Source organism: Bifidobacterium sp. LH_449 (genome assembly GCF_056356755.1).
Genome location: NZ_JBKEUV010000007.1, coordinates 35,235 through 59,963 on the forward strand (window position 1 = coordinate 35,235; position 24,729 = coordinate 59,963).

The window sequence follows — 24,729 nt, forward strand, 5'->3', positions numbered from 1 at the left end:
GCATCCCGTAAAGGATGCGGCCCGTTTCGTATTCGCATAAGTCCTACGGCTTTGGAATCCCTACAATTCCTGCGATTTCAATGCCTTCAGTGATTTCCATGGCTCCCATGGACCAGCCGTATCGTAAATCAGAACAGGCGCAGGGAATCGTCTTCAGCGCCTTTCATATCGTCGTAGTCGAGGATGAGGCATTCAAAGCCGCGGTCATGCGCGAGGACGCGCGCCTGCGGCGTAATCGTCTGCGCGGCGAAGATGCCGCGGACCGGCGCCAGCAATGGGTCGCGGTTCAGCAGTTCGCAATATCGCGTCAGCTGTTCGACGCCGTCGATGCCGCCGTTGCGTTTGATTTCGATCGCGACATGCTGGCCGTCCCCGTCGATCGCCATGATGTCGACCGGACCGATCGCCGTCGGATATTCGCGCCTGACCAACGTCGCGCCTTCGCCGATGCGCTCGATCTGCTCCGCCAAATAGCGCTGCAGATGATCTTCGACGCCGTCCTTGATCAGTCCCGGATCCTCGCCCAAATCATATGTTTCATCGGAATAGATGTGCTGCAACGTCACTTCCAGCACATCCGAAGACTTCGCGGCGGCGGCGCGAATCACCTTTTCCGGTGTGGGCGTATCCACGTCGGCGTCGGCGTTGTCCGGCGTGATGTCCTTCAAAGTGCAGGGCGCCGCCATCCAATTCAGCGGCTTGTACGAGCCCAATTCGGAGAAGATCAGCAGGCTGTTATCCGCCTTGATCAGCAGCACGCGCTTCGCCAACGGCAGCGACGCGCTCAGACGGCCCGAATATTCGGCGGAACAATCAGCAACAATCACACGCATAATGCTTCACAATAGCGCATGCAAGCGATTGCGCCGCGACGCCCGCGGCGCGAAGGCCATATACGAAAACGGCCTCCCGTTTGCATACGGGAGGCCGTCGTTCGCAAAGCCCAAGTCAGGCTGCGATCATGCCGCGCGATCAGTCCGCGGTTTCGGGCGCGGCGTCAAGCTGCACCACATCGCGGCCGCGTTCAACCGCAACCGTGAGCTTGTTCGTGTCGAAGGAGATGAATCCGTCGGCGACTTCGAAGTGGTGACGCTCTTTGTTCTCGTCGACCACCGTCAGCGTGCCGCCCTTGACGACCGAAAGAATCGGTTCATGGTCGGGCAGGATGCCCATGCTGCCTTCGGAGGCGGGAATAATCACGGACGTCGCCGTGCCGTGCCATACCGGATGGTCGGCAGCGACGATGTTCACTTGCATGGTTGAATCGGCCATCATGCACCGAATTCCTTCTGCATGTCATGCCACTTCTTCTCGAGGTCTTCGATGCCGCCGATACCGGAGAACGCCTGTTCCGGAACGTCGTCGTACACACCGTCGCAGATGCGGGTGAAGGCCTCGATGGTTTCATCGGCCGGCACATAGGAGCCCGGACGACCGGTGAACTTTTCGGCGACGTAGAAGTTCTGACCAAGGAACTGCTCGATCTTACGGGCACGGTTCACGGTGGTCTTGTCTTCTTCGCCGAGTTCGTCGATACCGATCAGGGCGATGATGTCCTGCAGTTCCTTGTTGCGCTGCAGAATGGCCTTGACACGATTGGCGCAGTCGTAGTGAGCCTGGCCGACGTAACGCGGATCAAGGATTCGCGACGTGGAGCTCAGAGGGTCGACGGCCGGGTAGATGCCCTTGGAGGCAATGTCACGGGAAAGCTCGGTGGTCGCGTCCAGGTGGGCGAAGGTCGTGGCCGGGGCCGGGTCGGTGTAGTCATCGGCCGGCACGTAGATGGCCTGCAGTGAGGTGATGGAGTGACCGCGGGTCGAGGTGATGCGCTCCTGCAGGGCGCCCATCTCGTCGGCCAGGTTCGGCTGGTAACCCACTGCGGAAGGCATACGGCCCAGCAGTGTGGACACCTCGGAACCGGCCTGCGTAAAGCGGAAGATGTTGTCGATGAACAACAGCACGTCCTGATTCTGCACGTCGCGGAAGTATTCGGCCATGGTCAGTGCGGTCAGCGGAACACGCAGACGGGTACCCGGCTGCTCATCCATCTGGCCGAAAACCAGCGCGGTCTTCTCGAGAACGCCGGCCTCGTCCATTTCACCGATCAGATCGTTGCCTTCACGGGTACGTTCGCCGACGCCGGCGAACACGGACACGCCGCCGTGATTCTGGGCGACTCGCTGAATCATTTCCTGAATCAGAACGGTCTTGCCGACGCCTGCGCCACCGAACAGACCGATCTTGCCACCCTGCACGTACGGGGTCAGCAGATCGATGACCTTGATGCCGGTTTCGAACATCTGGGTCTTGGATTCGAGCTGGTCGAACGCCGGCGGCTGGCGGTGAATGGGCCAGCGTTCGGTGATGGTGATCTGCTCGCCGTCCTTCTTGTTCAGGATGTTGCCGGAGACGTCGAAGACGTGGCCCTTGGTCACATCGCCGACCGGCACGGAAATCGGGCCGCCGGTGTCGATGACCTTCGCGCCGCGCACGAGGCCGTCGGTCGGCTTCAGGGCGACGGCGCGCACGGTGGAATCGCCGAGATGCTGTTCGACCTCAAGCGTGATCGTATGCGTCGATTCGCCCTCTTCCTTCGCGCCCATGCTGGTCAGTTCGACGGTCAGAGCATTGTAGATGTCGGGCAGGTGGCCCACCGGGAATTCAACGTCGATGACCGAGCCCTGAATACGCGTGACGCGTCCGTTGATCGGCTCTGCAACCGTCTCGGGAGCCGCTGTGGTCTGAATGTCAGCCATATGCGTTCCTACTCTTCCTTCTTGTTCAGCGCGTCGGCGCTGCCGATGATTTCGGTAAGTTCCTGGGTAATCGAAGCCTGACGCGAAGCGTTGAGCTTGCGAGTCAGGTCCTCAATCAGGTTTCGAGCGTTCTCTGTGGCCGTATGCATGGCGTTCTGGCGGCTGGCCGTCTCGGAGGCGGCGGCTTCCAGCAGGCATTCATGAATACGCGACTGGATGTACTTCGGCAGAATGGCGTCCAGAACCTCTTCCAGGCTCGGCTCGAACGCATACAGCGGGGATGCCTGATCGGCCACGGATTCCGGCACGGGACCGGCGGCCGGCTGTTCCGGGCGCACCAGTTCGACCGGCAGCATGCGCAGCACGCGAACCTTCTGGCTCACCATGTTGATGAATTCCGTGTAGACGATATAAAGCTCGCTTACACCGCCTTCGGCCGCCGGCTTCATATATGCGTCCATCAGGGCGCTTGAAATCGACTCCGCGACCTCCACGCCGGGCTGGTCCGTATCACCTTCCCAAGTACCGGCGATATCACGATTGCGGTACTTGTAATAGGTGACTCCTCGGCGACCATACACATACAGCTCCGGCTGCTTGCCGGCCTCGTCAAGACGGGCCAGCAGCGATTCCGTTTCACGAATGATCGATGAGGTGTAGGCGCCAGCCATACCGCGGTCCGAAGTCAGCGCGAGCACGGCGACACGAGTGTTGCCCGCCTCGCGCTTGACGATCGGATGATCGATATGGCTGTGCGCCACCAGCGCTTGCACGGCGTCGAAAATCGCATCGGTGTAGGGCTTCGCATTCAAGGCCACGTCACGTGCCCTTGCGATATGCGAAGACGCGATCATCTCCTGGGCGTTGAAGATCTTTTCCAACGAGCCCGTGGAGGCGATCCTGCTCTTCAATGCGAGTTGCGATCCCATGTGCTACTTCTTTTCTCCGGCCATCGGATGCTGGTTCGGGTCAAGCGCCGGCTTTTCGGCGTTGGCCACGATGCGTTCCTGCTCCACCGGGGTTGCGTTCCGGACGCTCGGCTTGTGGCTGACCAACGGAGTGCCCGCCTTGGTCACGTAAGTCTCGCGGAAGGCTTCCACGGCCGCGTCGAGAGCGGCCTCCGTCTCTGCGGTGAAGTCACCGGTTTCACGGATGGTGGTCAGAATGTCGGTGTTGTGGTCGAGATAGTCGAGCATGGCGCGTTCGAACGGCAGCACGTCGGCGATCTCCAGATCGTCGAGCTTGCCGTGGGTGCCGGCCCACACCGAAACGACTTCCTGTTCCATCGAGTACGGGGAGAACTGCGGCTGCTTGAGCAGCTCGGTCAGTCGCGCGCCGCGGTTCAGCTGGGCCTTCGACGCCGCATCCAGATCGGAGGCGAACATGGCGAAGGATTCCAGCGAACGGTACTGCGCCAGCGAGATCTTCAGCGTGCCGGAGACCTTCTTCAACGCCTTGGTCTGAGCGGCGCCGCCGACTCGGGACACGGAGATGCCGACGTCCACGGCCGGACGCTGGTTGGCGTTGAACAGGTCGGACTGCAGGAAGATCTGGCCGTCCGTAATGGAGATGACGTTGGTCGGAATGTAGGCGGAAACGTCGTTCGCCTTCGTTTCGACGATCGGCAGACCGGTCATCGAGCCGCCGCCCAGGTCATCGGAAACCTTGGCGCAGCGTTCGAGCAGACGGGAATGCAGGTAGAACACGTCGCCCGGGTAGGCTTCACGTCCCGGCGGGCGGCGCAGCAGCAGCGAGATCGAACGATAGGCCTCGGCCTGCTTCGACAGGTCGTCGAAGACGATCAGCACGTGCTTGCCGTTGTACATCCAGTGCTGTCCGATGGCGGAACCGGTGTACGGCGCGATGTACTTGAAGCCTGCGGAGTCGGAAGCCGGGGAGGCGACGATGGTCGTGTACTCCATTGCGCCCGCGTCCTCGAGGCTCTGCTTGACGGAGGCGATGGTCGAGCCCTTCTGGCCGATGGCCACGTAGATGCAGCGGACCTGCTTCTTCGGGTCGCCGCTCTCCCAATTCGCCTTCTGGTTGATGATCGTATCGATGGCGATGGCGGTCTTGCCGGTCTGGCGGTCGCCGATGATGAGCTGACGCTGGCCACGGCCGATAGGGGTCATGGCGTCGATGGCCTTCAGGCCGGTGGACATAGGCTCATCGACCGGATGACGGTGCATGACGTCCGGAGCCTGCGCCTCAAGGATTCGGCGTCCTTCGCTCTTGATTTCCCCCAGACCGTCGATCGGGTTGCCCAGCGGGTCGACGGTACGGCCGAGATAGCCGTCGCCGACTGGCACGGAAAGCACTTCGCCGGTGCGACGGACCTCCTGGCCTTCCTCGATGCCAGCAAAATCGCCGAGGATAACCACGCCGATTTCACGGGCGTCAAGGTTGAACGCCAGGCCGAGCGTGCCGTCTTCAAACGTCAGCAGCTCATTGGCCATGCAACCAGGCAGTCCCGTCACATGCGCAATGCCGTCGCCCGCCGTCGCGACATAGCCCACTTCCTGGGTGGGGGTGTCGCTCGGCTTGTACGACTCGACGAACTCATCGAGCGCCTTGCGTATCGTGGCGGGATCAATGGTAAGTTCTGCCATGATCACTCCTTATTGTTGTTGTCAAATTCAAGTCAAGTCGTCAGGTTTTCCCCGAGGCTTTTCTCACCTTCAGACGGATTGCATGCCCGCCTGTGCCATGCGCTGAAGCTGCTGCAACTGCGCGACCACCGTGTTGTCGGTGACTTCGTCGCCCACTTGGATGCGCATGCCGCCCAGCACCGCCGCGTCGACGATCGAGTTGACGTGCACACGCTGGCCGAGCTTTTCGCTGTAGATGGCGATAAGCCGGTCGATCTGCCTGTCCGTCAGCGGCGTCGCCGTCGTCACGGTGATCATCGATTCGCCCATATGACGGGAGAATTTGCTGATCAGCCACTGAATGGTGGCCAGATAGCGACGATTACGCAGATTGCAGGTGGCATGTTCGGCCAGACGCTTGGTGACCACATCGAAATCGCCGTCGCCGATCAGGCCGTTCAGCAGCTTGGTGCGCGCCTCGGCCGGAACGGTGGCGTCATATAATTTGGCGCGCACCACCGGCAACTTCAGCAGCGCCGAATGCAGCTCGGCAAGTTCGATCGAAACCGTCAAAGTCTTGCCGCGATAATCCGCGTAATACATCATCGCATCAACGCCGAAATCCTCGACTGCATTCGCGATATCCGAAACGCGGCTCCACTTGCGGCCGACCAGGTCGGTCATGATCGCCATCGTCATTTCGTGCGCCTGCCCGCCCAACAGCGTATTCAGGACAGCCACCTTGTCTTCGACAGGGCGCGACGGGTCGGTGAGAGCGCGTTCAAGCTGCGCATTATGATCGAGCACATTGGTGATCGTGAACAATTCGTTCCCGATACGCCATGCCTGATCATGCGTGTCACGCAGCCTGGGTGCCAGCGAGTCACGCGAAACGCGGTCCGCGATACGCGATGCTTCTCCTCGCATTGGTCACCTCCCTTTCTTGGAAACTTACTGCTTGTCGCTGTCCAGATCGTCGAGCATCTGGTCGATCATCGACGACTGCATGGCGGTATCCTGAAGCTGGCTGCCCAGAATCTTGCCGGCAAGCGCCGTCGCCAGAACGCCGACTTCGCCCTTCAGGCTGACCATCGCCTGACGCTGCTGCGATTCGATCGCACGCTGCGCATTCGCGGTGATCTGCGCCGCATCATATTCGGCGCGGGCGCGGGCGTCGGCCACGATATGGGACGCTTCGGCACGGGCGTCATCGCGAATCTTCGACGCTTCAACCCTTGCATTGTTCAGCTGAGTCTCATACTTGGCCTTGGCCTCGTTGGCTTCCTTCTGAGCCTGTTCGGCGCGGGCGATGCCGCCTTCGATCTTCTCGGCGCGCTCATCGAACACAGCCTGGAATTTCGGCAGCACAACCTTATAGAAAACAGCCGCGATGATGACGAGGATGACCAACGACCATACGATGTCATACGTTTCGGGAAGGAATAGCCTGATTCCGTCGCCTGCTGCTTGCGTCATTGACCGCTCCTCCTTTCTGATTCGTTATACGCCTGTATTAAACGTTCGTTGAATGCCAAACGTCCGAATCACTGGGCCATCATGAAGGCGACGAAGCCCAGCAGGCCCAGAAGCTCGATCAGGGCGGCGCCGATGAACATCAGCGTCTGCAGCTTGCCGGCCATTTCAGGCTGGCGAGCGGTGGATTCCAGGGCCTTGCCGACCACGATGCCCAGACCAATGCCAGGGCCGATGGCCGCGAGGCCGTAGCCGAGAACGCTCAGGTTGCCTGCAACTTCGGCGAGGGTGATGATATCCATTTGTTGTCCTTTCTTACCGAAATCTGACAATATCGGGCGATGTCACTTGGCGGGCATCGCAAATCTCATATGCGGTTCAGTTGATTCGATTATTCAGTTATCCAGTTATCCGACCGCTGCTCGACCGCTCGTCGAGCGGATTGCGCGGCCTTCACGCGCTATCCGAATGTCTATTCGACTTCCGGATAGCTTTGGCTGATGTACACGGTCGACAGAATGGCGAACACGTACGCCTGCAATGCGGCGACGAATATTTCGAACAGCGTCAGGACGAAACCGCCCGCGAACCAGGCGACGCCCACGCCGGCCATCATCTTGTTTTCGGCGACGACGATGTAGTACTGGGTGAACGCCAAGCAGGTGGCCACAAGAAGGTGGCCTGCGATCATGTTGGCGAAAAGTCGAATCGTCAGCGAAAGCGGGCGAATCACCAGCAATTCCAGCAACTGAATCGGAGTAAGGATGATGTAGATCGGCCACGGAACGCCGGCCGGGAACAGTTCCTCCTTAAGGAACTCCCCCAACCCCTTCTCGCGCACCGCCGCGATCCAATACTGGCAGAACGTCCACATGGCGAACACCAAAGGCATGGTGATGGTCGCATTCGCGGCGATGTTCATGCCCGGAATGACGCCACACAGGTTGAAGACGAAGATCGCCATGAAAATCGTGGTGATCATCGGCACATAGCGCTTGCCGCGCAATTCGCCCATGACCTGATACACGATGCTTTCACGGACGAAATCCAGCACCCATTCGACTGCGGCCTGCCAGCGGCCGGGCACCAGCTTGGCGCGCATGGCGGTCACGACCATGACCGTCAGCAGAATCACCGTGGCAACGATACGGATGAGGATGATGCGGTTGATCGCGAACGGTGTGCCTTCGAAAAGGCATACATCCGGCAGAAAATCGTTAACCGAGGGGAGTTCCAGCCCACTTTCCGCCGCCAACGGCAAGCCCATGTTCCATGACCCCATAGCCATGACCTCCTGCTTCCATATGTTCCTGTCAGTCTAACGCAACGAATCGTCATTGAAGAAGATCCGGAACGTCTTCTGTTAGTCACACGAAGCATGCCTCATTCCAATCCGGAATCCTGATGAGACATTCGACTCCGAATGGCTGAGATTGAATTATTTGCCCGCGTCTAGACAACCTGCATGAACCTTGCCGTCGCAACGATTTTTCGGCGTTTCGCCGAAGCAAGACCAGACCAAGGCAATAGACGTTCCCTGTGTAAACGTCTACTTTGCTCGTGTGACGTCACGACTTGTCGGGCCGTAAATCATCAGCACTTCCGACATTATCCAACGTGTGACGTTACCGATTGATTACGCCATAGCCATCGTGGGCAAAAACGCTGAAATCATCCTCTCGCGGGGACCCCGGCTCATGACGGATCGAACGATCCGTGCCAAGCCGCTTCTCGCTCCTCAGCTGCGGGATTTCGGCAACGTCATACGGCGTGGTCTGATACACCCAGTTCAGCCAATTGCGCCACAGCAGATTCGCATGCGCGCGCCAGGAGAACAGCGGTTCGGCCTTCGGGTCGTCATGCGGGAAATAATTCTGCGGGAACGGCACATTGGTCATGCCTTTGGCCATGTCGCGGTCATACTCTTCCTTCAGCGTGTTCTTGCCGTACTCCCAATGCCCCAACGCGAAGACTTCGGAAAAATCACGCGTGGCGATAAGTCCCGGCCCCGCATCAGGCCCCCAGGTCAGCACCTGCAGATCCTCGTTGGCGGCGACGTCGTCCTCGTTGACGCCGGCGAGACGGGAATGCGGCTGCAGGCAGATCTCATCGAATCCATTGGTCAGGAAGCAATACTCGTCCTGCAGATACTGGGGGAAAACACCGAAGCGCTTGCTGTCAAGATTCATCTTGCGCACGCCGTAACGGTAATGCAGCGCGCCCATCGCGCCCCAGCACAGATACATGGTCGAGAACACGTGTGTGGAGGCCCAGTCGAGGATCTCCTTGAATTCGTCCCAATAATCGACCTGTTCGAAATCGAGATGCTCCACCGGGGCTCCGGTCACCACGAATCCGTCGTAGTAATTGTCGCGGAACGAATCCAGCGTCTCGTAGAACTTCACCAGATGGTCGGCGCTGACATGCGTGCCTTCATGGGTGGAGGTTTTCATGAAGTCGATCTCCACCTGCAGCGGGCTTTTCGAAATCAGACGAAGCAGCTGCGTTTCGGTTTCGATCTTCTTCGGCATCAGATTGAGGATCACCAGTTTGAGCGGACGCACACGCTGACGTTCCGCCTCCGGCTTCTCAAGTGCGAAGATACGCTCCGAGTCAAGGATTTCTCTGGCCGGCAGGCCGCTGGGGATCTTAATAGGCATGCTCCCATTATGGGCTTGACGCGGATATCCCCGACATGGCGCGGATATCCCCGACGCAACACGGATACCCCTGACACTTTTGACCGCAACACGGATACCCTAACGCCGCACGGATACCCCTGACACCTTTGACCGCAACACGCCGGAATCAGCGACCAAAAGCGTCAAAGAACAAAAGCCCCGCCAAACAAGACAGCCCCTCCCCTGACGCTTTTGACCGCAACACGCCGAGATCGGCGACCAAAAACGTCAAAGAACGAGGACACAGGAAACAGGGACATACCAACAGAGATCAACCACAACGGACGACAATGAACAACGGCATCCCTTCTCTGACACTTTTGACCGCAACACACCGAGATCGGCGACCAAAAACGTCAAAGGACAAAAGCCCCGCCAAACAAGACAGCCCCTCCCATGACACTTTTGACCGCAACACGCCGGGAACTGCGGTCAAAAGCGTCAGGAGATGAGGATACCGGAGTACAAGCAGGATAGAAGGCAGGATGGGGAAAGGCGGGAGTGGGATCCGACAGAACAGACAAGGCCGGACGGACGAGGCACAGCAGGACAGGACCAAGCAAGACAGGACCAAGCAAGACAGGACAGACAAGACCAAACAGGACAAGACAAGACCGAGCAGGACAGCACGAAACAAAACAAGACAGGATAAGGTCAGTCCGGCCATTCCGATGGAGAGCCGAACGCGACACGCCGATTTGACAGATATTGATATGTTCCTAATATAAATAGAGCTGTTTGAAAACAAGCCGACGCGGGGTGGAGCAGCTCGGTAGCTCGCTGGGCTCATAACCCAGAGGTCACAAGTTCAAATCTTGTCCCCGCTACCAACAAGCCGTCACGGTTCATGCCGTGGCGGCTTTCTGCTTTCCGTGCCGGACACGCCTAGCCCATGGGGGTTATAGGCCAAAAAGTGTGTCCGGTGGTGTGGCCGGACACAGCCGTTCCGATCACGTACCCGGCATATGGAAATCGTTCCAGTCGACGCCGGTACCGTATCTCATCGGGATGCCGAACGTCTCATGGACGCCCTCGGGGGAACGTTCCCACGCCTTGCGGTACAAATCCCTCACCTGATCGTCGTCCGGCGCGTGCGCGACGAGCCACGCGTCGGACCCGGGCCGTTCGGTGTGCTGGTGGCGCCACCAGCAGACCGCCTCAGCCGCCGTTCCAGCCGCAGCCCCCGGTGGCGGCGCAGCATGTCGCGCAGCCGCGCGTTCCATGATTCGATGAGGCTGTTCGTCGAGGGCACCGGGCCGGCCGCCGTCAGCGTCTCGTCGAGGAACGTGAACAGATGGCCCTCCCTTATCCGCCGGCGGATCATCCTCCTGGCCTTGACCATGCGGCGGTGCGTGTCGGCGACGCCGCCGTCGGCGAGCCTGCTCCTCTCGTCGAGGAACGCCGCGAAGTCCCGTTCCCACTGGTTGCAGTCGACGAGCCACGCGGCGGCCTCGTCCGCGTTGGTGACGGCGGCGGGCCGTTTCGCGATTCCCCGCGGCCGTTTCGCGGCCTCGAGGCGCGGCCTCATGCCGGCCGGCTCGAGGATGTCGCACCGCACGTGGAACAGGCGCCTCCGGATCCCGGTGCCGGGCCAGACGGCGGCCGCGGCTTTGAGGATCCCGCCGCCGCCGTCGCAGACGAGCACGTCGGGCGGCGCGATCCTGCCCATCAGGCTCGACCATGAGGCGCTCCGCTCGCTTTTGGCGACATGCCAGCCGATCACGTGCCCGTCGGCGACGGCGATGAGCACCGCCGCGAGCCGGCGCAGATGGATGCCGTCGACGTGCACCACGTGATGGATCCCGTCGACCGCGGGCACCGGCGGCCATATCTTCCGCATCGCCTCGCAGCGGCGCCGCAGTGTGCGCGCGGGCAGCGGGTGCTCGGCCTGGGACTGTTTCGAGAACGGCCGGTCGAGCCCAACCCTCAGGTCGGACGCCTTCCTGTCGTACGTGCGGCTGGTGCCGGCGCCGCATTCACGGTTCTTGCATCGCCATCGGGTCCGCCCGCCGCCGGTCCTGCCGTTTTTCTTCATGTCCGCCCCGCAGGCGCCGCATCGTGGTGTGTTCATACCGTACGGCAGCAGGCACATTCGAACCGGCCCGATCCCTTTCGGCAGTAAGGGCGGAACGATGTTCCGGACACACTTTCCGGCCGACCTCGAAAGTGCCCCCGCGGACATTCGAATCCCCGACACGCATTCCGGGACAAGGCACGGGGAGCCATTCCGGACACATATTTTGGCCTATAACCCGCCCATGGCCGTCACATAACGTCATCGCATGGTTGTCGCATGTCGAAGACAACGAACGCGCCGGCCGGGTGGCGCGAACAAATAACCCAATACACCGATATGCTGAGGGCCGGCGGACGGGCGGCCGGCCGGAACGTTGGAAACACGGCGATGCCAGTTGTCCCAACTCGCACGAGATCTTCAGCGCACGCCGTCCGACGTCACAGACGACAAATTGGTCGGATGGTTCGCAAGCCATGATTGGAAGCCGGAGACGCGCAAATCATACCGCAACGCTGCGGTCGGCTTCTTCACATGGTTGCACGACACCGGACGCGCGGCAGGCAATCCGTCCGACGCGCTGCCAAGCGTCAGACGGCCGCACGCACATCCAAGACCATGCCCCGACAGCGTCATACTCGCGGCGTTAGCAAGGGCGAACAATAGTGAACGCGCCATGATACGACTTGCGGCCGAAACCGGTCTCAGACGTTCGGAAGTAGCAGCGGTTCATAGCCGCGACGTCATACGCGATCTGCTGGGATGGTCGCTCATAGTTCCACGGGAAAGGCGACAAGCAACGTATCATGCCGCTTTCCGACGATCTGGCGGCGGTCGTGACAGCAGCAGGCGGCTATCTGTTTCCCAGCCGATGGTCAGGCCATTGCGAGGCATCGTACATCGGCAGACATATCAGCCGAATGCTGGGCGATGGATGGACGCCGCACAGCCTACGCCACCGGTACGCGACCACCGTATACGCGGCCACGCACGATATTCTGCTGGCATCGAAACTGTCGGGGCATTCGTCCGTCGAGACGACGCAGATATACGTCGCCATGCCCGCCGATCGCCTGCGCGCCGGCCTTGAAGCCGTTGTTATCGGCTGGCCGCTACCGCATGCGTATGACCACGTCCGACTGTGCCGCGGAACGCCGCCATAGGGCCTGATAGCCGTCCCAGCCGGCCGTGTGCCATTGCCCGTCCCGCGAGTCGGTGACGGATCGGCGCACGTCGTCCGGCATGCCCGTGGCGTCCGCCGTGCAGTCGAACATGTACGGCAGGTCGCCGCCCGGCGCGGTCAAACGTATGTATTCGGCCTGCGGGCCCGTGACCCACCGCAGTCCGTCGACCTGGCTGTGCGGCATGCATTCCATCCACGTGTCGTACATGTTGGCCTGCGGCACGTCGTCCATCGTGTCGCTGCTGCCGTCGCTGCCCACCTGCAAGGCGTCGACGATGGCCTGCGGGCCGTCGGCCGCCGGCTGTTCCTCGGGTTCCGGCTCCTCCTGCGGTTTTGTTTGCTGTGGTTCCTCATCCTTTGGCGTGGTTTGCTGCGTGGTGTTTTGATCTGCCGGTTTGCCGGCCGTCTGAGTGTCGTCGCACGCGGCGAGCGGTGTCAGGCAGCACGCCAATACGGCCGATGCGGCGACGAAACGATTCCTGTTCATGGTTTGCTCCCTTTACCGAGAGGACGTCATTGCCCTCACCATCAATTATCGCGTCGCGGCGTGGCGGGAGCAAGAAGCCACGCCGCGACGGACGACCCTCAGTCCTGGCCGTCGGCCACGCTGACGGCGATGTCGAGCTGGTCGAGGTCAGCGTGACCGATGACAAGGGTTAACGTCAGGCTCGCCACGCCGGACGGGCAACCGGCAGAGGGCGAGATCCTGTTCACACCGACCGGCCGCCACGGCCTCGGCGACGTCACCATATTGCCCGCGCCGATGCACTGCCGTCCGGACGGTTCCGGCCACACCATCGTCGCGCTCGCCCCGTCGCAGCCGCCCCGATGGGTGCGGAAGGCGACCGAGCTCATGCCTGAGCCGCCGTCCGGCGTCACGGCCGGCCGCGCGTCGTGGCGTGGCATCTTGCTCCCGCCACGCCGCGACGCGATAATTGATGGTGAGGGCAACGACGCCCTCGATGTAAGGGAGCAAACCCCATGAACAGGAATCGTTTCGTCGCCGCATTGGCCGTCCTATCCTGCTGCCTGCCGCCACTCGCGGCGTGCGGCGGCGAGCAGTCGTCGGCGACGAAACCGCCCGCGACGACGCAGGAGGAAACCCAGAAGGAACGTCAGCCGCAGCAGGAGACGCAACCGGAGACGTGGCACGAAGCCGACACGGACACGCCAGACTCTGAACCGGCGCAGGTGCAGGAACCTGAACCGGACATCGCCGGCGAGGTGTCAGACCTGCTCGCACGCGGCGGCGAACCGGCGGACCCGTTCCTGACCTGCCTGCCGCACAGCAGGTCCGAGGGCATGACGCAGACCTACGGCGATCATTGGACCCGCCTGCAATACACCGGCAGATGGGGCGTTCCGGACATGACGCTCGTGTACGACTGCTTCACGAACGAGCTCGGTAGCTCGCTGGGCTCATAACCCGGAGGTCCACGGTCCAAATCCATGCCCCGCTACCAATCAAGAGGCTGGGAATCATAGAGATTCCCAGCCTCTTTGCTTGCAGAGCATCTCAGGCACATACGGCGGCGCAAGCAACAAACAATGGGTCCGATGATGCCCATCAGCCCTTGCGAGAGTGAGCGCGTCGGGGTGGCATTAACGTTCCGACCATTAAAGACTGCGTCCGGGTTCCCGGTTTTACGGCATGAGTAACCAATACGGTCCAATGGCATGGTTTCGGTCGGCGCGCCGCGTTTCTCTCCAAGACCGGTTCTCGACTCATGACCGCCGGATCAGTCTGGCGCTATACTGCATCGTTGCTGACGCCGACAAGGCCTTTTCTCGCCTTGGATTTGTTCCGACATGGCGTACACGGTCGCAAACGGATTCTCCTTCGAACCCGGATTGACCAACAGCGGTATGCGACTAGGCTGAAGGCAAACGACGATTCCATTAACGGCTGGATCATTAACACCGCCCAACACGCCTGCTCCCGTAAGGGCTGAGGGGCATCGTTGAACCCCCATCGTTTGTTACTTACGCCATATGCATGCCGTCCATATGCACGTCTGTCCATATACATGTCCGTTCCGCATACGCACCTTTGCGCTCCTATCTATATACAGTCATATTCAGTATTCGCCGCTTCGACGTCGAATGCCGAATATCATCAGCATCGAAACCGACAACGCGAAGACCACAAGGCCGGAAACCATGCCGATATCGACGCCCGTGTACGGAAGCACCGGTTCCGGGGCCGGGTCCGGCTCTTCAGGGGGCCGTTCCTCCTCCGGCGGCTGACTGACCAATACCGTTTCGCGTTCCTCACCAAGCTCGTGCGTGGCCAGCATATTGCCCGCCGCATCCCAGATCGTGGCCTGCCAATACACGTATCCGGCCTGCGACGCGGTGATATCCGAACTGGTCACTCGCTGCGCGGCAAGCGTGTGGTCCAATTCGACGCGTTCCTCATCCAGCAGTTTTTCCCCGCTTCCCGGTTCGGCATCCGCCGGCACCGGCTCGTAGGCGCTGAAGGTCACATATGAGCCTTCCTCCACGGAGCCTATGATCATGGCCGTATCATGGAACGGCTCCCCGACCGTTACCGTACGGGCGCTCACTTCGGTCAGGATCATCGGCGTCTTCGGCTCGGGACCGGGTTCGTTTTCGGTGATGTACACGCGTTCCCAGCCATCGTTGTAGGCGCTTGCCGCCGGAGCCACGCGGGAATCCCCTGTGAATTTCCATACGAACACATACCAGCCCGGTTCCTCGGCGATGATGTTCACCGGATCGCCGTTGGCGTCCGGTTCCCCGCCGCCTATGCGGTATTCGCCGTTTTTCGCCGGGTAATTCCATGTTCCGATAATCTCGTGATGCTCGTCCTCCTGCGGCTCTTCAGCATGTGCCGGAGCATACTGTTCATTATTTTCCGGATTCTCCTTATCTCCGGCCCACCACACCGTGACCTGCATATAAGGATTATCCGCCTCGAATCCGTGTAATTCATTTCCGGCGAACAGTCCGTGGTCTTCGGGAAATCCGGACACCGTAATCGTGTCCCGCAACTCGGCGCCGAGCGATGCGGAGAATTCGCTTGTTTCCGATTCGCTGGTGACGATCGTTCGATTGGAGTTGACTTCGTTCAGTTCAAGGAATCCGCTCACATAATCCGCGGCCAGATATTCGGCGGCGGAATCGCTTTGCCCATCGATTTCGAACGCCCAGACCCATGTGCCGAATTTCGCATCCCCTGCCGAAAGGTAGGGGCGACCATCGGCATCGACCGCACTCACCACGCGACTTTGGTTCGGACCGTTGAATCGCGCGGTTCCAAAGGCGGAAGGCACATATCCCGAATCCGCGAGGCGTTTGAGGAAGGCATCGGCGTTTTCCCCGGAACGCGGAGCAATAGGTTGGTCGAGGCCCGTATGCGCGACGCCGTCGAAATACCAACCGGTGGCATTCAATTCGATGCCGTCTGCCCACGTATTGTCACCAGTAATGGCGGAGGTCACGACATCCTGTATCGGCTCCCCCGCATCCACCTGTTCCAAGACGACGTTGGTACTGACAGTCGGATGGAACGTCTTGGCGACCTCAAACGGCTCGATATCGGCATGCGCTTGGATTTTCCCACCGCCACGCACAAGCGTCTGCGCGCTGTCGACGCTTTCCAGACTTTCCACGGCATATTGCACGTCGACCGACACTTTTCCGTCCCCGATAGCGGTCCATGACCATTCGGACCGTCCGGCGAGGCTTGTGCCGTTCACCGTCATATCGCCGTTTTTGAATCGTGCGGCGCCGCTCAACGTCACACTGTAGGGAACGCCGGCTATAGGGTCGCCGTACTGATTGACCACCTGCACGGCAAGCGTGCCGCTACGCCGTCCGTCAGTGAATGTGTGCTCCACCACCACATCGGCCGGTGCATTACGTTTGGCCTCTTCCCAGAAACCGCTCATTTTTGCTTCCAGTTCCGGGAAGGTCGACACCACATCCTTGCGGGCCTGGGCCCATATGTCAGGATTCACATCATATTCATCATGTATGAGCATGCCGATCGATGCGTGCGCGTAGAAATCAGACGAATCGTCGTAACGATCGATCATCCAGCCGATGGCGCGCGCCGTGTTGTCATCGTTCATCACGGCCGCCTCGCCTGCCACGTAATCCGTATATTCGTTGATTTCGCGGCAATAATAATATCGGCCGCGGGAATCCACCGCCGTGATGCCGATCTCATAGCTGTTTCCGTTATATATGAAGACCTTATGCGTTCCGTCAGGCCCCGCGGACAAGCTTTCCGCCGCGTGCGCCGGCCCTGCGGCAAGCAATGCCATGGCCAGTGCCGCGCACACCGCCAGCATGCGGATTATGGACGCGACGGCATGATGTCTTTTCGTTTCCATGATCGTCCTTTCCTCGTTATCGCAGCCGCATTGCCGCGATGATTCGAGATTGTCAGAAAATACGATTTTGGCGGGTGGTTTTTGGGCGCTGTGGAAAAATAGACGCCGTCCGCCGGCGTGTTGTGCATAACTTTTTGCGTTATCCACAGCCATCCACAGCACATTTCAATCATCATGACGTCAATTCACATATCCGCGGCAAGAATGCGTGGCATGCGGGCGACGCGCTCGCGATCAGCCCATGCAATCGGCGCAAAATCAACGTTTCTGGTGTTCAAAAATAGTGCAAAAATATAAGACGATTTCGTGAGATACGTCTCTATAATCGGTTTTATGGCAGAAACACAAGTGACGACACGTTCACATACTGACGCTTCCTCCACCGCCAAGCGCAAACCGGCGGCCAAACGCACGACGAAGGCGAAAGCCGCGGTCGAAATGACCGTTGGAGAGCCTGCCGCCCCCATTCTTGAACGTTCCACGCCCGACCAGTTCGGACGCATCAATGTGCTGGATGTCACCCCGTCCATCGAAAACGGCCTGTATCCGGCCCGCGTTGAAATCGGCGAAGCATTCGACGTCACCGCACAGGTTTTCATCGAAGGTCGCACCAAGGTCGGTGCCACCGTCGTGCTGCGAAATCCACGCGGCCGCGAAATGCTGCGCGTGCCGATGCACTGCGTCAACCCCGGTCTCGACCGCTGGGTCGCCACCATCCAGGCCGGCGAACACAGCGATCTGAAGCCTTGGGACGACGACTATGCCAGCGTCAAGAAGCAGCTCGGCGAATGGAGCTTCGTCGTCGAAGGCTGGGAAGACACCTACGTTTCCTGGCTGCATGACGCCCGCATCAAGGTGCGGGTCGACGACGACGTGGAGAACGCGCTTGAATCCGGCGCACAGCTGCTGCGCCGCTGGGCCGTGACCAAGGATTCCAAGCTGACCGCCCGCGACCGCAAGCATCTGCAGCAGGCCGCCGACCGCATGGACGACAAGGAGCGTCCGGCCGCGGCGCGACTGGCCGAAGCCGACAATCCGACCATCGAAGCCCTGCATAGGAGCAATCCGCTGCGCGACGGCATTTCCGCCAGCAACCCGCAGCGTCTGCGCGTGGAGCGGCCGAAGTCCAGCTTCGCCGCATGGTATCAGTTCTTCCCCCGCTCCGAAGGCGCCTATGTCGACGAGAACGGCGATATCGTGCAGGGCACGCTGCAGACGGCGCTGACCGGCCTTGACCGCGCAGCCGAGGAAGGCTTCGACATCGTCTATCTGCCGCCGATCTTCCCGATCGGTGTGACCAACCGCAAGGGCCGCAACAACTCGTTGGTCGCCGGCCCGAACGATCCGGGCTCCCCGTTCGGCATCGGCTCAGAATTGGGCGGCCATGACACCGTCGACCCGCTGCTGGGCACGATGGAGGATTTCAAGGCGTTCTGCGCCCGCGCACACGAACTGGGTCTGGAGGTCTCCCTCGATTTCGCCCTGCAGTGCTCGCCGGACCATCCGTGGGTCAAGCAGCATCCGAACTGGTTCCGCACCAAGCCGGACGGCACGATCGCGTTCGCGGAGAATCCGCCGAAGAAGTATCAGGACATCTACCCGATCGACTTCAACGCCGACATGCCCGGCATCGAAAAGGAAGTCGTACGCATCCTGAATCTGTGGATCGATGCGGGCGTCACCATCTTCCGCGTCGACAACCCGCACACCAAGCCGGTGCGCTTCTGGCAGGACGTCATCGCCGAGGTCACGAAGAAGCATCCGGAAGTGCTGTTCCTGGCCGAAGCCTTCACCCGCCCGGGCATGGTGCGCGCGCTGAGCTACGCCGGGTTCACCCAGTCCCACTGCTACTTCCCGTGGCGCAACACGAAGGGCGAGCTGGAGGAATTCCTGCCGGAGACCAATGGTTTGGGCGGCTTCTACCAGCACAACACCTTCTGGCCGACCACGCCGGATATCCTTACCGCATACACGCGCGACAACGGCATCGCAGGCCATGCGATCCGCGCAGTGCTCGCCGCGATGGGCAGCCCGAGCTGGGGCATCTACAACGGCTACGAGCTGATCGAAAACCGTCAGCGCCCCGGCTTCGAGGAGCAGATCGACAACGAAAAGTACGAGATCAAGGTGCGCGACTGGGATGAGGCCGACAAGTACGGCATCAGCGAGCTGCTCGGCGCCTTGAACGAGATCCGCCGCAGGCATCCGGCGTGCAGGAGCTACCACAACCTGCACATCCTGCCCAGCAGCGACCCGAACATCATCGCGTTCCTTCGCCAGACCCCGGCAGAATACACCGGAGACGGCCACACCGACACGGTGATCGTCGTCGTCAACCTCGACGGGCACAACGCGCATCAGTCCACGATCCATCTGGAATTGGGCGACTACGGCCTGCCGACCGACCATGCCGTGCATGTGCGCGACGAGCTGACCGGCCGTGAATTCGAATGGGGTTGGGACAACTTCGTCTCGCTCGCCCCGTGGGCGGATGTGGCGCACATCCTGACCGTCGAAGGCTGATCCGCGGCCAGCCGCAGACATTCGACGCCTGCAGCCAGCCACGAATGATGCGCCGCCTGCCGCAGACAGAACGCGCCGACCGCGAATGCGGCCATACGATACCGCGCCCGACGTGCCTTGTGCCGCCGGGCGCGGTATTGTTTTCTATTGAGTACACCAGTACATCCAACTGTCGCCTTACATAAGGAGCAACAATGGCAGAAACCTTCAACGTCGTGGTGGAAATCCCCCGCGGTTCCAAGAACAAGTATGAAGTGGACCATGAGACCGGCCGCGTCTTCCTGGACCGCACCCTGTTCACTTCCATGGGCTACCCGGATGACTATGGCTACATCGAGGGCACCCTGGGCGAGGACGGCGATCCGCTCGACGCCCTGATCATGATCCCGAACTCCGTGTTCCCGGGCTGCGTGGTCGAGTGCCGCGCCGTCGGCCTGTACCACATGGTCGACGAGGCCGGTGGAGACGATAAGGTGCTGTGTGTGCCGGCCGACGTCCGTTTCGATGACATCAAGGACATCGACGACGTCTCCGAATACCACAAGGCCGAAATCAAGCACTTCTTCGAGCAGTACAAGGCTCTGGAGCCGGGCAAGGAAGTCATGCCGGGCGATTACTGGACCGGCGCCGAAGTGGCCGAGAAGGAGATCGTCGAGGCCCGCGAGCGCCTCGCCGCTTCCGAAGCCTGATCAAAACCGATGTGGAACCGATTAAAATCTGGTTGAGACCGATTGGAATCTGATTGCGAAATCGGTTTTACGGATGCGTAAATGGGCTGGCCTTCCATGAGGAAGGCCAGCCCATCGTCGTTTTTCATGATTCCGCGCGACATCCGCGATCATGCGATCATGCGATCCCGCGATCATGAGAACAGCGATCATCGAAGCATCACAGCATCGCGATGATCATTCCCGCCAACGCCACCGCAGTGCCGCTCAACATTACCGGCGCCAGCGCGACGCCGACCCACGGGTGGCGCGCGTCCGACGGCGGGTCCATTTCCTTATGCCACCAATATGAGGCCACGGCCAGCATCGCAATCAGCAGCACGATCACGACGATCGCGATCCCGGCAGCCACAAACATGCCCGGATCGTCCGCATTCCGCGCGCCGGCGAACGCCTGCAGCACGCCCGGCAGGAAGCACCATCCGAACACGCCGATCGCGCACACGCCGTCAAGGATGGTGTGCGACAGCGAGCGGATCAGGTGCGAGCGTTCCTCGCGCGCCATCTGCCGCGCGAATGCCGTGACGGTCAGGGCGATCAGTAGTACGCCGGCGCCGGCCAGCCACGCCTCCGACTGATGAAAATCCGAAGCCGACGCGCCTTCGGCGCCTGTGGCTTCGGACGGCGCCACAATCCGGCCGAGCAGCGTCGTCACTGCGAACACGCCGGAAAGCACGCCAAGGACGCCCGCGATCACACGCCCGGCCACGCCGTCGCGCAGCGGCGAGCAGGCACGCGTCAGCCAGACGCCCAGCAGCACAAGACCGGCCACCGCCGCCGGAACGGCCGGCATATACAGCATGCCGCCGGCAGCGCCGGCCGCGATATCGGCCCCCGGAATCAAAACCGCGGAAACGACCGAAACGACGGTCAGCACCGCATATGCGGCGGCCTGCACGCCGAACATGGCGGCGGCGCCGGCCCGAACGGCCGGATTCTTCTTTGAGGTCATGCGCTGCTCCCTCCGTCCATGCCGCAACTCGCGCTGCGGCCGCATTGCAATCCGCACAGCAAATCGCGTCATCGTTCACATTGCGGTCATCGCGATCTGAATACATCCTATCCACGAACAATGTAACCAAATGTAGTCATAAGTGTCCACAATATGCGCCTACAATCAATATCAGCGTGTGGCTGCGATTACACTGAGGCGCGACGGCAAGCCGCCGCCGGCGCACAGACCGCGGGCGGCGGCCAAGACCGAACGCGGCAGACGTCACGGACCGAAAGCTGCGGCATGCGCCAGTAGAACACCGGAGGGAGACACTGTGACGGATCTTACGCTTATGACGTTCGCCAGCGATCCCGCCACCGTGCTGCCGTCCCTCGCACTGCTGTCGCATCGTGTGCGTGTGCTGCCGATGGACGCCGCAAGCCTGGTGAAGATGCCGGAAAGCACGATTCTTTTCCTTGATGCGCGCGACGATCTGGCGACCGCGAAAACATTGTGCAATCTGATCCATGCGACGGGCCTTTCGACGCCGGTGATCCTGATTCTCGCCGAAGGCGGATTCGCGGCGGTGAACGCGCAGTGGGGCATCGCCGACATGGTGGTCTTTTCCGCCTCCCCCGCCGAAGTGGAAAGCCGACTGCGCCTGGTATGCGAGCATGGCGATCATGCAGCGAACCGTACGGGCGGCGCCGACATGACGGACGACAACGAGGACGGCCTGATCCGTTCCGGCAATCTCGTCGTCGACACGAACGGCTACACCGCAAGCCTGCACGGCCATCCGATCGATCTGGCGTACAAGGAGTTCGAACTGCTCAAATACCTGGTGCAGCATCCGGGCCGCGTGTTCACGCGGGCGCAGTTGCTGCAGGAAGTGTGGGGCTACGACTATTACGGCGGCACGCGTACGGTCGACGTGCATATTCGTCGTCTGCGCGCCAAATTGGGTAGCGAATACGAGCATGTGATCGGCACCGTGCGCAATGTCGGATATCGTTTCGACCCGCCGGAAGCCGACGAAGAGGACGCCTAGCATGCCGCGCGAATCGAAGGCCGCACGCCTGGCGCGCATGCACGCCGAATACGCGGTGCTGCGCGAAATGATTCCGGCCCCGCAGTGCGCGCTGGATTTCGACGATCCGTTCCAATTGCTGGTGGCGACCGTGTTGAGCGCCCAGACCACGGACAAGCGCGTCAATACGGTGACGCCCGACCTGTTCGCCGCATATCCCGATCCGGGGGATCTTGCCGCGGCGAATCCCGAACATGTGGAGCGGATCATCCGTCCGCTGGGCTTTTTCCGTTCGAAGACGCGCAATATCATCGCGCTGTCGCATGAATTGGTCCAACGTTTCGACGGCGTTGTGCCGCAGACGATGCAGGAGCTGACGTCATTGCCCGGCGTGGGGCGTAAAACCGCGAACGTGGTGTTGGGCAACGCCTTCGGCGTGCCGGGATTCCCCGTCGACACGCATGTGATCCGTGTGACGGGCCGGCTGCGCTGGCGCTCGGATTGGAAAAGCGCCTCCCCCGATCCGGTGAAGATCGAACAGGAGATCACGGCCTGCTTCCCGCCCGAAGAATGGACGGATCTGTCCCACCGGCTGATCCTGCATGGACGCGCCACATGCCATGCAAGACGTCCCGACTGCGCGCGCTGCCCGCTGAACGGCACCTGTCCAAGCGCGGAGATCCTCGCATAGGCGCGGGCGAAACGCAAAATCACACGCTAGAAACGCGGAAAAGCCGAAAACGCAACACGCGACCGGCCGGCAGATCGCCGTTGCGTTCCGGCGCATGACGCCGTCGACGGCATGATTGCGCCACCATCGTGCGATATTGCGGCTAGACTTCAAGACATGACGAAAGACACTGTTGGAGCCGTGAAACGATGGCTGATCTTCATCGCGACCGCCGTGGCGTTGGGCACGATCGTGTGGGCCGGGTTCGCGTTGATCAACCATCGCAGCATTCTGCCGCAAATCAATGTCATCCAAACGGATCAGACGGTGACGGTCGGCATGACGGATGCGCCGAAATCCCTGGACATCCAACAGGACGACGACGTCGCCGTACAGCGGGCCCTTCTGGGCAACGTGTACGAGACGCTGGTCACACGGGACCAGTCGAACAGGCTGCAGCCGGGATTGGCGAAATCATGGAAGATTTCCGACGATGGCCTCACCTACACGTTCACCTTGCACGACGGGATACGTTTTTCCAACGGTCACACGATGTCGTCATCCGATGTGGTCTGGTCGATCCAGCAGGCCGTGCAGAATGAATTCGTCTACGCCGACGATTTCGAATATCTCAGGAACGTGACCAATCCGGACGACGACACCGTGCAGATCACGCTGTCGCGCACCGATCCCCGACTACTGCGCGCGCTGAGCGGCCGCGCCGGCATCGTATACGACGAGCAGGCCGACATCGACTACGCCAGGCGCAGCATCGGCACAGGCCCTTTCATCGTGGATGACATGTCGGACACCGCGATCACATTGCGGCGCAACGATGACTATTGGTCCGGCAAAGCCGCTCTGTCGCAGATCCTGCTGCGCTATTACGGCGACGACGCGTCGCTGATATCCGCCTTCAAGGACGACGACATCCAGATCGTGCTGCCGGACAGCGCCTCTTCGGTCAGCGAGGTCGCCAGCATTCCCAATACCGCGATCACATCGGGAGTCGGCTTCGAAAAGGTGATGCTGGGGTACAACATGTCGTCGGATTCGCCGTTCTCCGACGAGCAGGTGCGCAAAATGGTCCGCTACGCCGTCAATGCGAGCGCGCTGAATTCCATTGCGGATGATTCGTACGAACCGTTGGGCGGCCCGGTAAGCCCGCTGGAGGACGGCTATGAGGATCTGACAGGCCTGTTCCCCCATGATTTGGCGCAGGCGCAGTCGATGCGCGGCTATTTTCCCGGTTCGTATTTCGATGCGTTCACGTTCCTTGTGCCGACGCAATACGAGCGGCTGGGTCAGGAGATCCTCGCCATTCTGCAGACGCTTGGATTCGACGTTTCGATGGAGACGTTGGACGACGCCGCATTGCGGTCGCGTCTGCAGGAGGGATCGTATGCGGTCGCGTTGATGACGATGGACGAGCAGGGCGACGCCTCCGTATTTTCGAACGCGCAATCCGTGTTCCGCTATGAAAACGGCGACGCGCAGCGGGCGTGGGACGCGGTGATGGCGTCGACGAATGATGACGACTATCAGGGGAATCTTCGCGCCTTTGCGCGCGCGGTCAGCGAAAACGCCGCCGCGGATTGGCTGTATGTGCGCAAGGATTATGTGATCGCGTCGAATCATGTGAGCGGATATCCGACGAATATGACGCGCGAATGGCTGCCGCTTGCGGGTTTGACGGTGCAGTGACGGTGCGGTGACGATGGCTGCGATACGGTCGCGATGATGCCGCGATGCCGCTGCGGTGTTGTCACAAATGGCTTCTAGACTGGG

The 24,729-nt window shown here is 60.8% G+C and carries 22 protein-coding genes, 1 tRNA gene and 1 pseudogene; 8 read left to right on the plus strand and 16 right to left on the minus strand.

Annotated elements, in window-relative coordinates; genetic code table 11:
* Positions 1–128: 128 nt before the first annotated feature.
* From nucS to AC1AX7_RS06585, 10 genes are all read right to left on the minus strand, one after another.
* Entirely contained in the window at positions 129–833 is a 705-nt protein-coding gene (nucS, locus tag AC1AX7_RS06540; RefSeq protein ID WP_476509284.1) for an endonuclease NucS, read from the minus strand.
* Between the two features lie 139 nt (positions 834–972).
* Positions 973–1,275, minus strand: a complete 303-nt coding sequence (locus AC1AX7_RS06545; RefSeq protein ID WP_476509285.1) for a F0F1 ATP synthase subunit epsilon — start codon at positions 1,273–1,275, stop codon at positions 973–975.
* Positions 1,272–2,756 carry a F0F1 ATP synthase subunit beta gene (gene atpD / locus AC1AX7_RS06550; protein ID WP_476509286.1) on the minus strand — a complete coding sequence of 495 codons (1,485 nt, stop codon included), beginning with the start codon at positions 2,754–2,756 and terminating at the stop codon, positions 1,272–1,274. The genes AC1AX7_RS06545 and atpD overlap by 4 nt, the downstream gene beginning before the upstream one ends.
* 8 nt (positions 2,757–2,764) lie before the next feature.
* Positions 2,765–3,685 carry a F0F1 ATP synthase subunit gamma gene (locus AC1AX7_RS06555; protein WP_476509287.1) on the minus strand — a complete coding sequence of 307 codons (921 nt, stop codon included), beginning with the start codon at positions 3,683–3,685 and terminating at the stop codon, positions 2,765–2,767.
* Positions 3,686–3,688: 3 nt separating this feature from the next.
* Entirely contained in the window at positions 3,689–5,365 is a 1,677-nt protein-coding gene (gene atpA, locus AC1AX7_RS06560) for a F0F1 ATP synthase subunit alpha (protein WP_476509288.1), read from the minus strand.
* A 69-nt stretch (positions 5,366–5,434) separates the two neighbouring features.
* On the minus strand, positions 5,435–6,271 hold the full coding sequence (locus AC1AX7_RS06565) for a F0F1 ATP synthase subunit delta (RefSeq protein WP_476509289.1): 837 nt from the start codon (positions 6,269–6,271) through the stop codon (positions 5,435–5,437).
* A gap of 24 nt (positions 6,272–6,295) precedes the next feature.
* Positions 6,296–6,820: a F0F1 ATP synthase subunit B gene (locus AC1AX7_RS06570; RefSeq protein WP_476509290.1), complete on the minus strand. Its 525-nt coding sequence runs from the start codon at positions 6,818–6,820 to the stop codon at positions 6,296–6,298.
* 68 nt (positions 6,821–6,888) lie between these two features.
* A complete protein-coding gene (gene atpE, locus AC1AX7_RS06575) occupies positions 6,889–7,119 on the minus strand; it encodes an ATP synthase F0 subunit C (RefSeq protein ID WP_476509291.1) in 231 nt (76 codons plus the stop codon).
* 170 nt (positions 7,120–7,289) lie between these two features.
* The gene (gene atpB / locus AC1AX7_RS06580) at positions 7,290–8,099 is read right to left on the minus strand and encodes a F0F1 ATP synthase subunit A (RefSeq protein ID WP_476509356.1); all 810 of its coding nucleotides are present in this window, start codon (positions 8,097–8,099) and stop codon (positions 7,290–7,292) included.
* 343 nt (positions 8,100–8,442) lie between these two features.
* Positions 8,443–9,477 (minus strand): homoserine O-succinyltransferase, encoded by a 1,035-nt coding sequence (locus tag AC1AX7_RS06585; protein ID WP_476509292.1) that lies wholly within the window; start codon positions 9,475–9,477, stop codon positions 8,443–8,445.
* Between the two features lie 774 nt (positions 9,478–10,251).
* Here AC1AX7_RS06585 and AC1AX7_RS06590 point away from each other — a divergent pair.
* Positions 10,252–10,328 (plus strand) — tRNA-Met (locus AC1AX7_RS06590).
* A 120-nt stretch (positions 10,329–10,448) separates the two neighbouring features.
* On the opposite strand, the pseudogene AC1AX7_RS06595 reads toward AC1AX7_RS06590, so the two are convergent.
* Positions 10,449–11,569: pseudogene (locus AC1AX7_RS06595) on the minus strand (IS1249 family transposase).
* 363 nt (positions 11,570–11,932) lie between these two features.
* Positions 11,933–12,190, minus strand: coding sequence for a hypothetical protein (locus AC1AX7_RS06600; protein WP_476509293.1), 258 nt, complete (start codon positions 12,188–12,190; stop codon positions 11,933–11,935).
* Between the two features lie 128 nt (positions 12,191–12,318).
* Here AC1AX7_RS06600 and AC1AX7_RS06605 point away from each other — a divergent pair, with 128 nt between their 5' ends.
* A complete protein-coding gene (locus tag AC1AX7_RS06605) occupies positions 12,319–12,675 on the plus strand; it encodes a tyrosine-type recombinase/integrase (protein WP_476509294.1) in 357 nt (118 codons plus the stop codon).
* Here the strand turns inward: AC1AX7_RS06605 and AC1AX7_RS06610 are convergent.
* Positions 12,625–13,182 carry a hypothetical protein gene (locus AC1AX7_RS06610; RefSeq protein ID WP_476509295.1) on the minus strand — a complete coding sequence of 186 codons (558 nt, stop codon included), beginning with the start codon at positions 13,180–13,182 and terminating at the stop codon, positions 12,625–12,627. The genes AC1AX7_RS06605 and AC1AX7_RS06610 overlap by 51 nt on opposite strands.
* Positions 13,183–13,280: 98 nt before the next feature.
* The gene (locus AC1AX7_RS06615; RefSeq protein WP_476509296.1) at positions 13,281–13,601 is read right to left on the minus strand and encodes a hypothetical protein; all 321 of its coding nucleotides are present in this window, start codon (positions 13,599–13,601) and stop codon (positions 13,281–13,283) included.
* Positions 13,602–13,676: 75 nt separating this feature from the next.
* Between AC1AX7_RS06615 and AC1AX7_RS06620 the strand changes: the two genes are divergently transcribed.
* The gene (locus AC1AX7_RS06620) at positions 13,677–14,120 is read left to right on the plus strand and encodes a hypothetical protein (protein ID WP_476509297.1); all 444 of its coding nucleotides are present in this window, start codon (positions 13,677–13,679) and stop codon (positions 14,118–14,120) included.
* Between the two features lie 653 nt (positions 14,121–14,773).
* On the opposite strand, the gene AC1AX7_RS06625 is transcribed toward AC1AX7_RS06620, so the two are convergent.
* A complete protein-coding gene (locus AC1AX7_RS06625) occupies positions 14,774–17,056 on the minus strand; it encodes a peptidase (protein ID WP_476509298.1) in 2,283 nt (760 codons plus the stop codon).
* Between the two features lie 333 nt (positions 17,057–17,389).
* On the opposite strand from AC1AX7_RS06625, the gene AC1AX7_RS06630 reads away from it, so the two are divergent.
* Together AC1AX7_RS06630 and AC1AX7_RS06635 are read left to right on the plus strand one after the other, a co-directional pair.
* Positions 17,390–19,579: an alpha-1,4-glucan--maltose-1-phosphate maltosyltransferase gene (locus AC1AX7_RS06630; protein WP_476509299.1), complete on the plus strand. Its 2,190-nt coding sequence runs from the start codon at positions 17,390–17,392 to the stop codon at positions 19,577–19,579.
* A 194-nt stretch (positions 19,580–19,773) separates the two neighbouring features.
* On the plus strand, positions 19,774–20,268 hold the full coding sequence (locus AC1AX7_RS06635; RefSeq protein ID WP_476509300.1) for an inorganic diphosphatase: 495 nt from the start codon (positions 19,774–19,776) through the stop codon (positions 20,266–20,268).
* A gap of 199 nt (positions 20,269–20,467) precedes the next feature.
* Here the strand turns inward: AC1AX7_RS06635 and AC1AX7_RS06640 are convergent, their stop codons facing one another.
* Positions 20,468–21,259 (minus strand): hypothetical protein, encoded by a 792-nt coding sequence (locus AC1AX7_RS06640; protein ID WP_476509301.1) that lies wholly within the window; start codon positions 21,257–21,259, stop codon positions 20,468–20,470.
* 316 nt (positions 21,260–21,575) lie between these two features.
* On the opposite strand from AC1AX7_RS06640, the gene AC1AX7_RS06645 reads away from it, so the two are divergent.
* The 3 genes from AC1AX7_RS06645 (at position 21,576) to AC1AX7_RS06655 (ending at position 24,645) form a co-directional block, all read left to right on the plus strand.
* Entirely contained in the window at positions 21,576–22,292 is a 717-nt protein-coding gene (locus AC1AX7_RS06645) for a winged helix-turn-helix transcriptional regulator (RefSeq protein ID WP_476509302.1), read from the plus strand.
* A gap of 1 nt (position 22,293) precedes the next feature.
* Positions 22,294–22,962 carry an endonuclease III gene (gene nth, locus AC1AX7_RS06650; RefSeq protein WP_476509303.1) on the plus strand — a complete coding sequence of 223 codons (669 nt, stop codon included), beginning with the start codon at positions 22,294–22,296 and terminating at the stop codon, positions 22,960–22,962.
* A 156-nt stretch (positions 22,963–23,118) separates the two neighbouring features.
* Complete coding sequence (locus tag AC1AX7_RS06655; protein ID WP_476509304.1) at positions 23,119–24,645, plus strand: ABC transporter substrate-binding protein; 1,527 nt, start codon at positions 23,119–23,121, stop codon at positions 24,643–24,645.
* The last annotated feature ends 84 nt before the right edge of the window (positions 24,646–24,729 follow it).

Bases quoted from the DNA above. Each gene is read 5' to 3' on its own strand.
- nucS (WP_476509284.1), bottom strand. From the start codon at position 833: ATGCGTGTGATTGTTGCTGATTGTTCCGCCGAATATTCGGGCCGTCTG.
- AC1AX7_RS06545 (WP_476509285.1), bottom strand. From the start codon at position 1,275: ATGATGGCCGATTCAACCATGCAAGTGAACATCGTCGCTGCCGACCAT.
- atpD (WP_476509286.1), bottom strand. From the start codon at position 2,756: ATGGCTGACATTCAGACCACAGCGGCTCCCGAGACGGTTGCAGAGCCG.
- AC1AX7_RS06555 (WP_476509287.1), bottom strand. From the start codon at position 3,685: ATGGGATCGCAACTCGCATTGAAGAGCAGGATCGCCTCCACGGGCTCG.
- atpA (WP_476509288.1), bottom strand. From the start codon at position 5,365: ATGGCAGAACTTACCATTGATCCCGCCACGATACGCAAGGCGCTCGAT.
- AC1AX7_RS06565 (WP_476509289.1), bottom strand. From the start codon at position 6,271: ATGCGAGGAGAAGCATCGCGTATCGCGGACCGCGTTTCGCGTGACTCG.
- AC1AX7_RS06570 (WP_476509290.1), bottom strand. From the start codon at position 6,820: ATGACGCAAGCAGCAGGCGACGGAATCAGGCTATTCCTTCCCGAAACG.
- atpE (WP_476509291.1), bottom strand. From the start codon at position 7,119: ATGGATATCATCACCCTCGCCGAAGTTGCAGGCAACCTGAGCGTTCTC.
- atpB (WP_476509356.1), bottom strand. From the start codon at position 8,099: ATGGGGTCATGGAACATGGGCTTGCCGTTGGCGGCGGAAAGTGGGCTG.
- AC1AX7_RS06585 (WP_476509292.1), bottom strand. From the start codon at position 9,477: ATGCCTATTAAGATCCCCAGCGGCCTGCCGGCCAGAGAAATCCTTGAC.
- AC1AX7_RS06600 (WP_476509293.1), bottom strand. From the start codon at position 12,190: ATGGCGCGTTCACTATTGTTCGCCCTTGCTAACGCCGCGAGTATGACG.
- AC1AX7_RS06605 (WP_476509294.1), top strand. From the start codon at position 12,319: ATGCCGCTTTCCGACGATCTGGCGGCGGTCGTGACAGCAGCAGGCGGC.
- AC1AX7_RS06610 (WP_476509295.1), bottom strand. From the start codon at position 13,182: ATGAACAGGAATCGTTTCGTCGCCGCATCGGCCGTATTGGCGTGCTGC.
- AC1AX7_RS06615 (WP_476509296.1), bottom strand. From the start codon at position 13,601: ATGCCACGCCACGACGCGCGGCCGGCCGTGACGCCGGACGGCGGCTCA.
- AC1AX7_RS06620 (WP_476509297.1), top strand. From the start codon at position 13,677: ATGAACAGGAATCGTTTCGTCGCCGCATTGGCCGTCCTATCCTGCTGC.
- AC1AX7_RS06625 (WP_476509298.1), bottom strand. From the start codon at position 17,056: ATGGAAACGAAAAGACATCATGCCGTCGCGTCCATAATCCGCATGCTG.
- AC1AX7_RS06630 (WP_476509299.1), top strand. From the start codon at position 17,390: ATGGCAGAAACACAAGTGACGACACGTTCACATACTGACGCTTCCTCC.
- AC1AX7_RS06635 (WP_476509300.1), top strand. From the start codon at position 19,774: ATGGCAGAAACCTTCAACGTCGTGGTGGAAATCCCCCGCGGTTCCAAG.
- AC1AX7_RS06640 (WP_476509301.1), bottom strand. From the start codon at position 21,259: ATGACCTCAAAGAAGAATCCGGCCGTTCGGGCCGGCGCCGCCGCCATG.
- nth (WP_476509303.1), top strand. From the start codon at position 22,294: ATGCCGCGCGAATCGAAGGCCGCACGCCTGGCGCGCATGCACGCCGAA.
- AC1AX7_RS06655 (WP_476509304.1), top strand. From the start codon at position 23,119: ATGACGAAAGACACTGTTGGAGCCGTGAAACGATGGCTGATCTTCATC.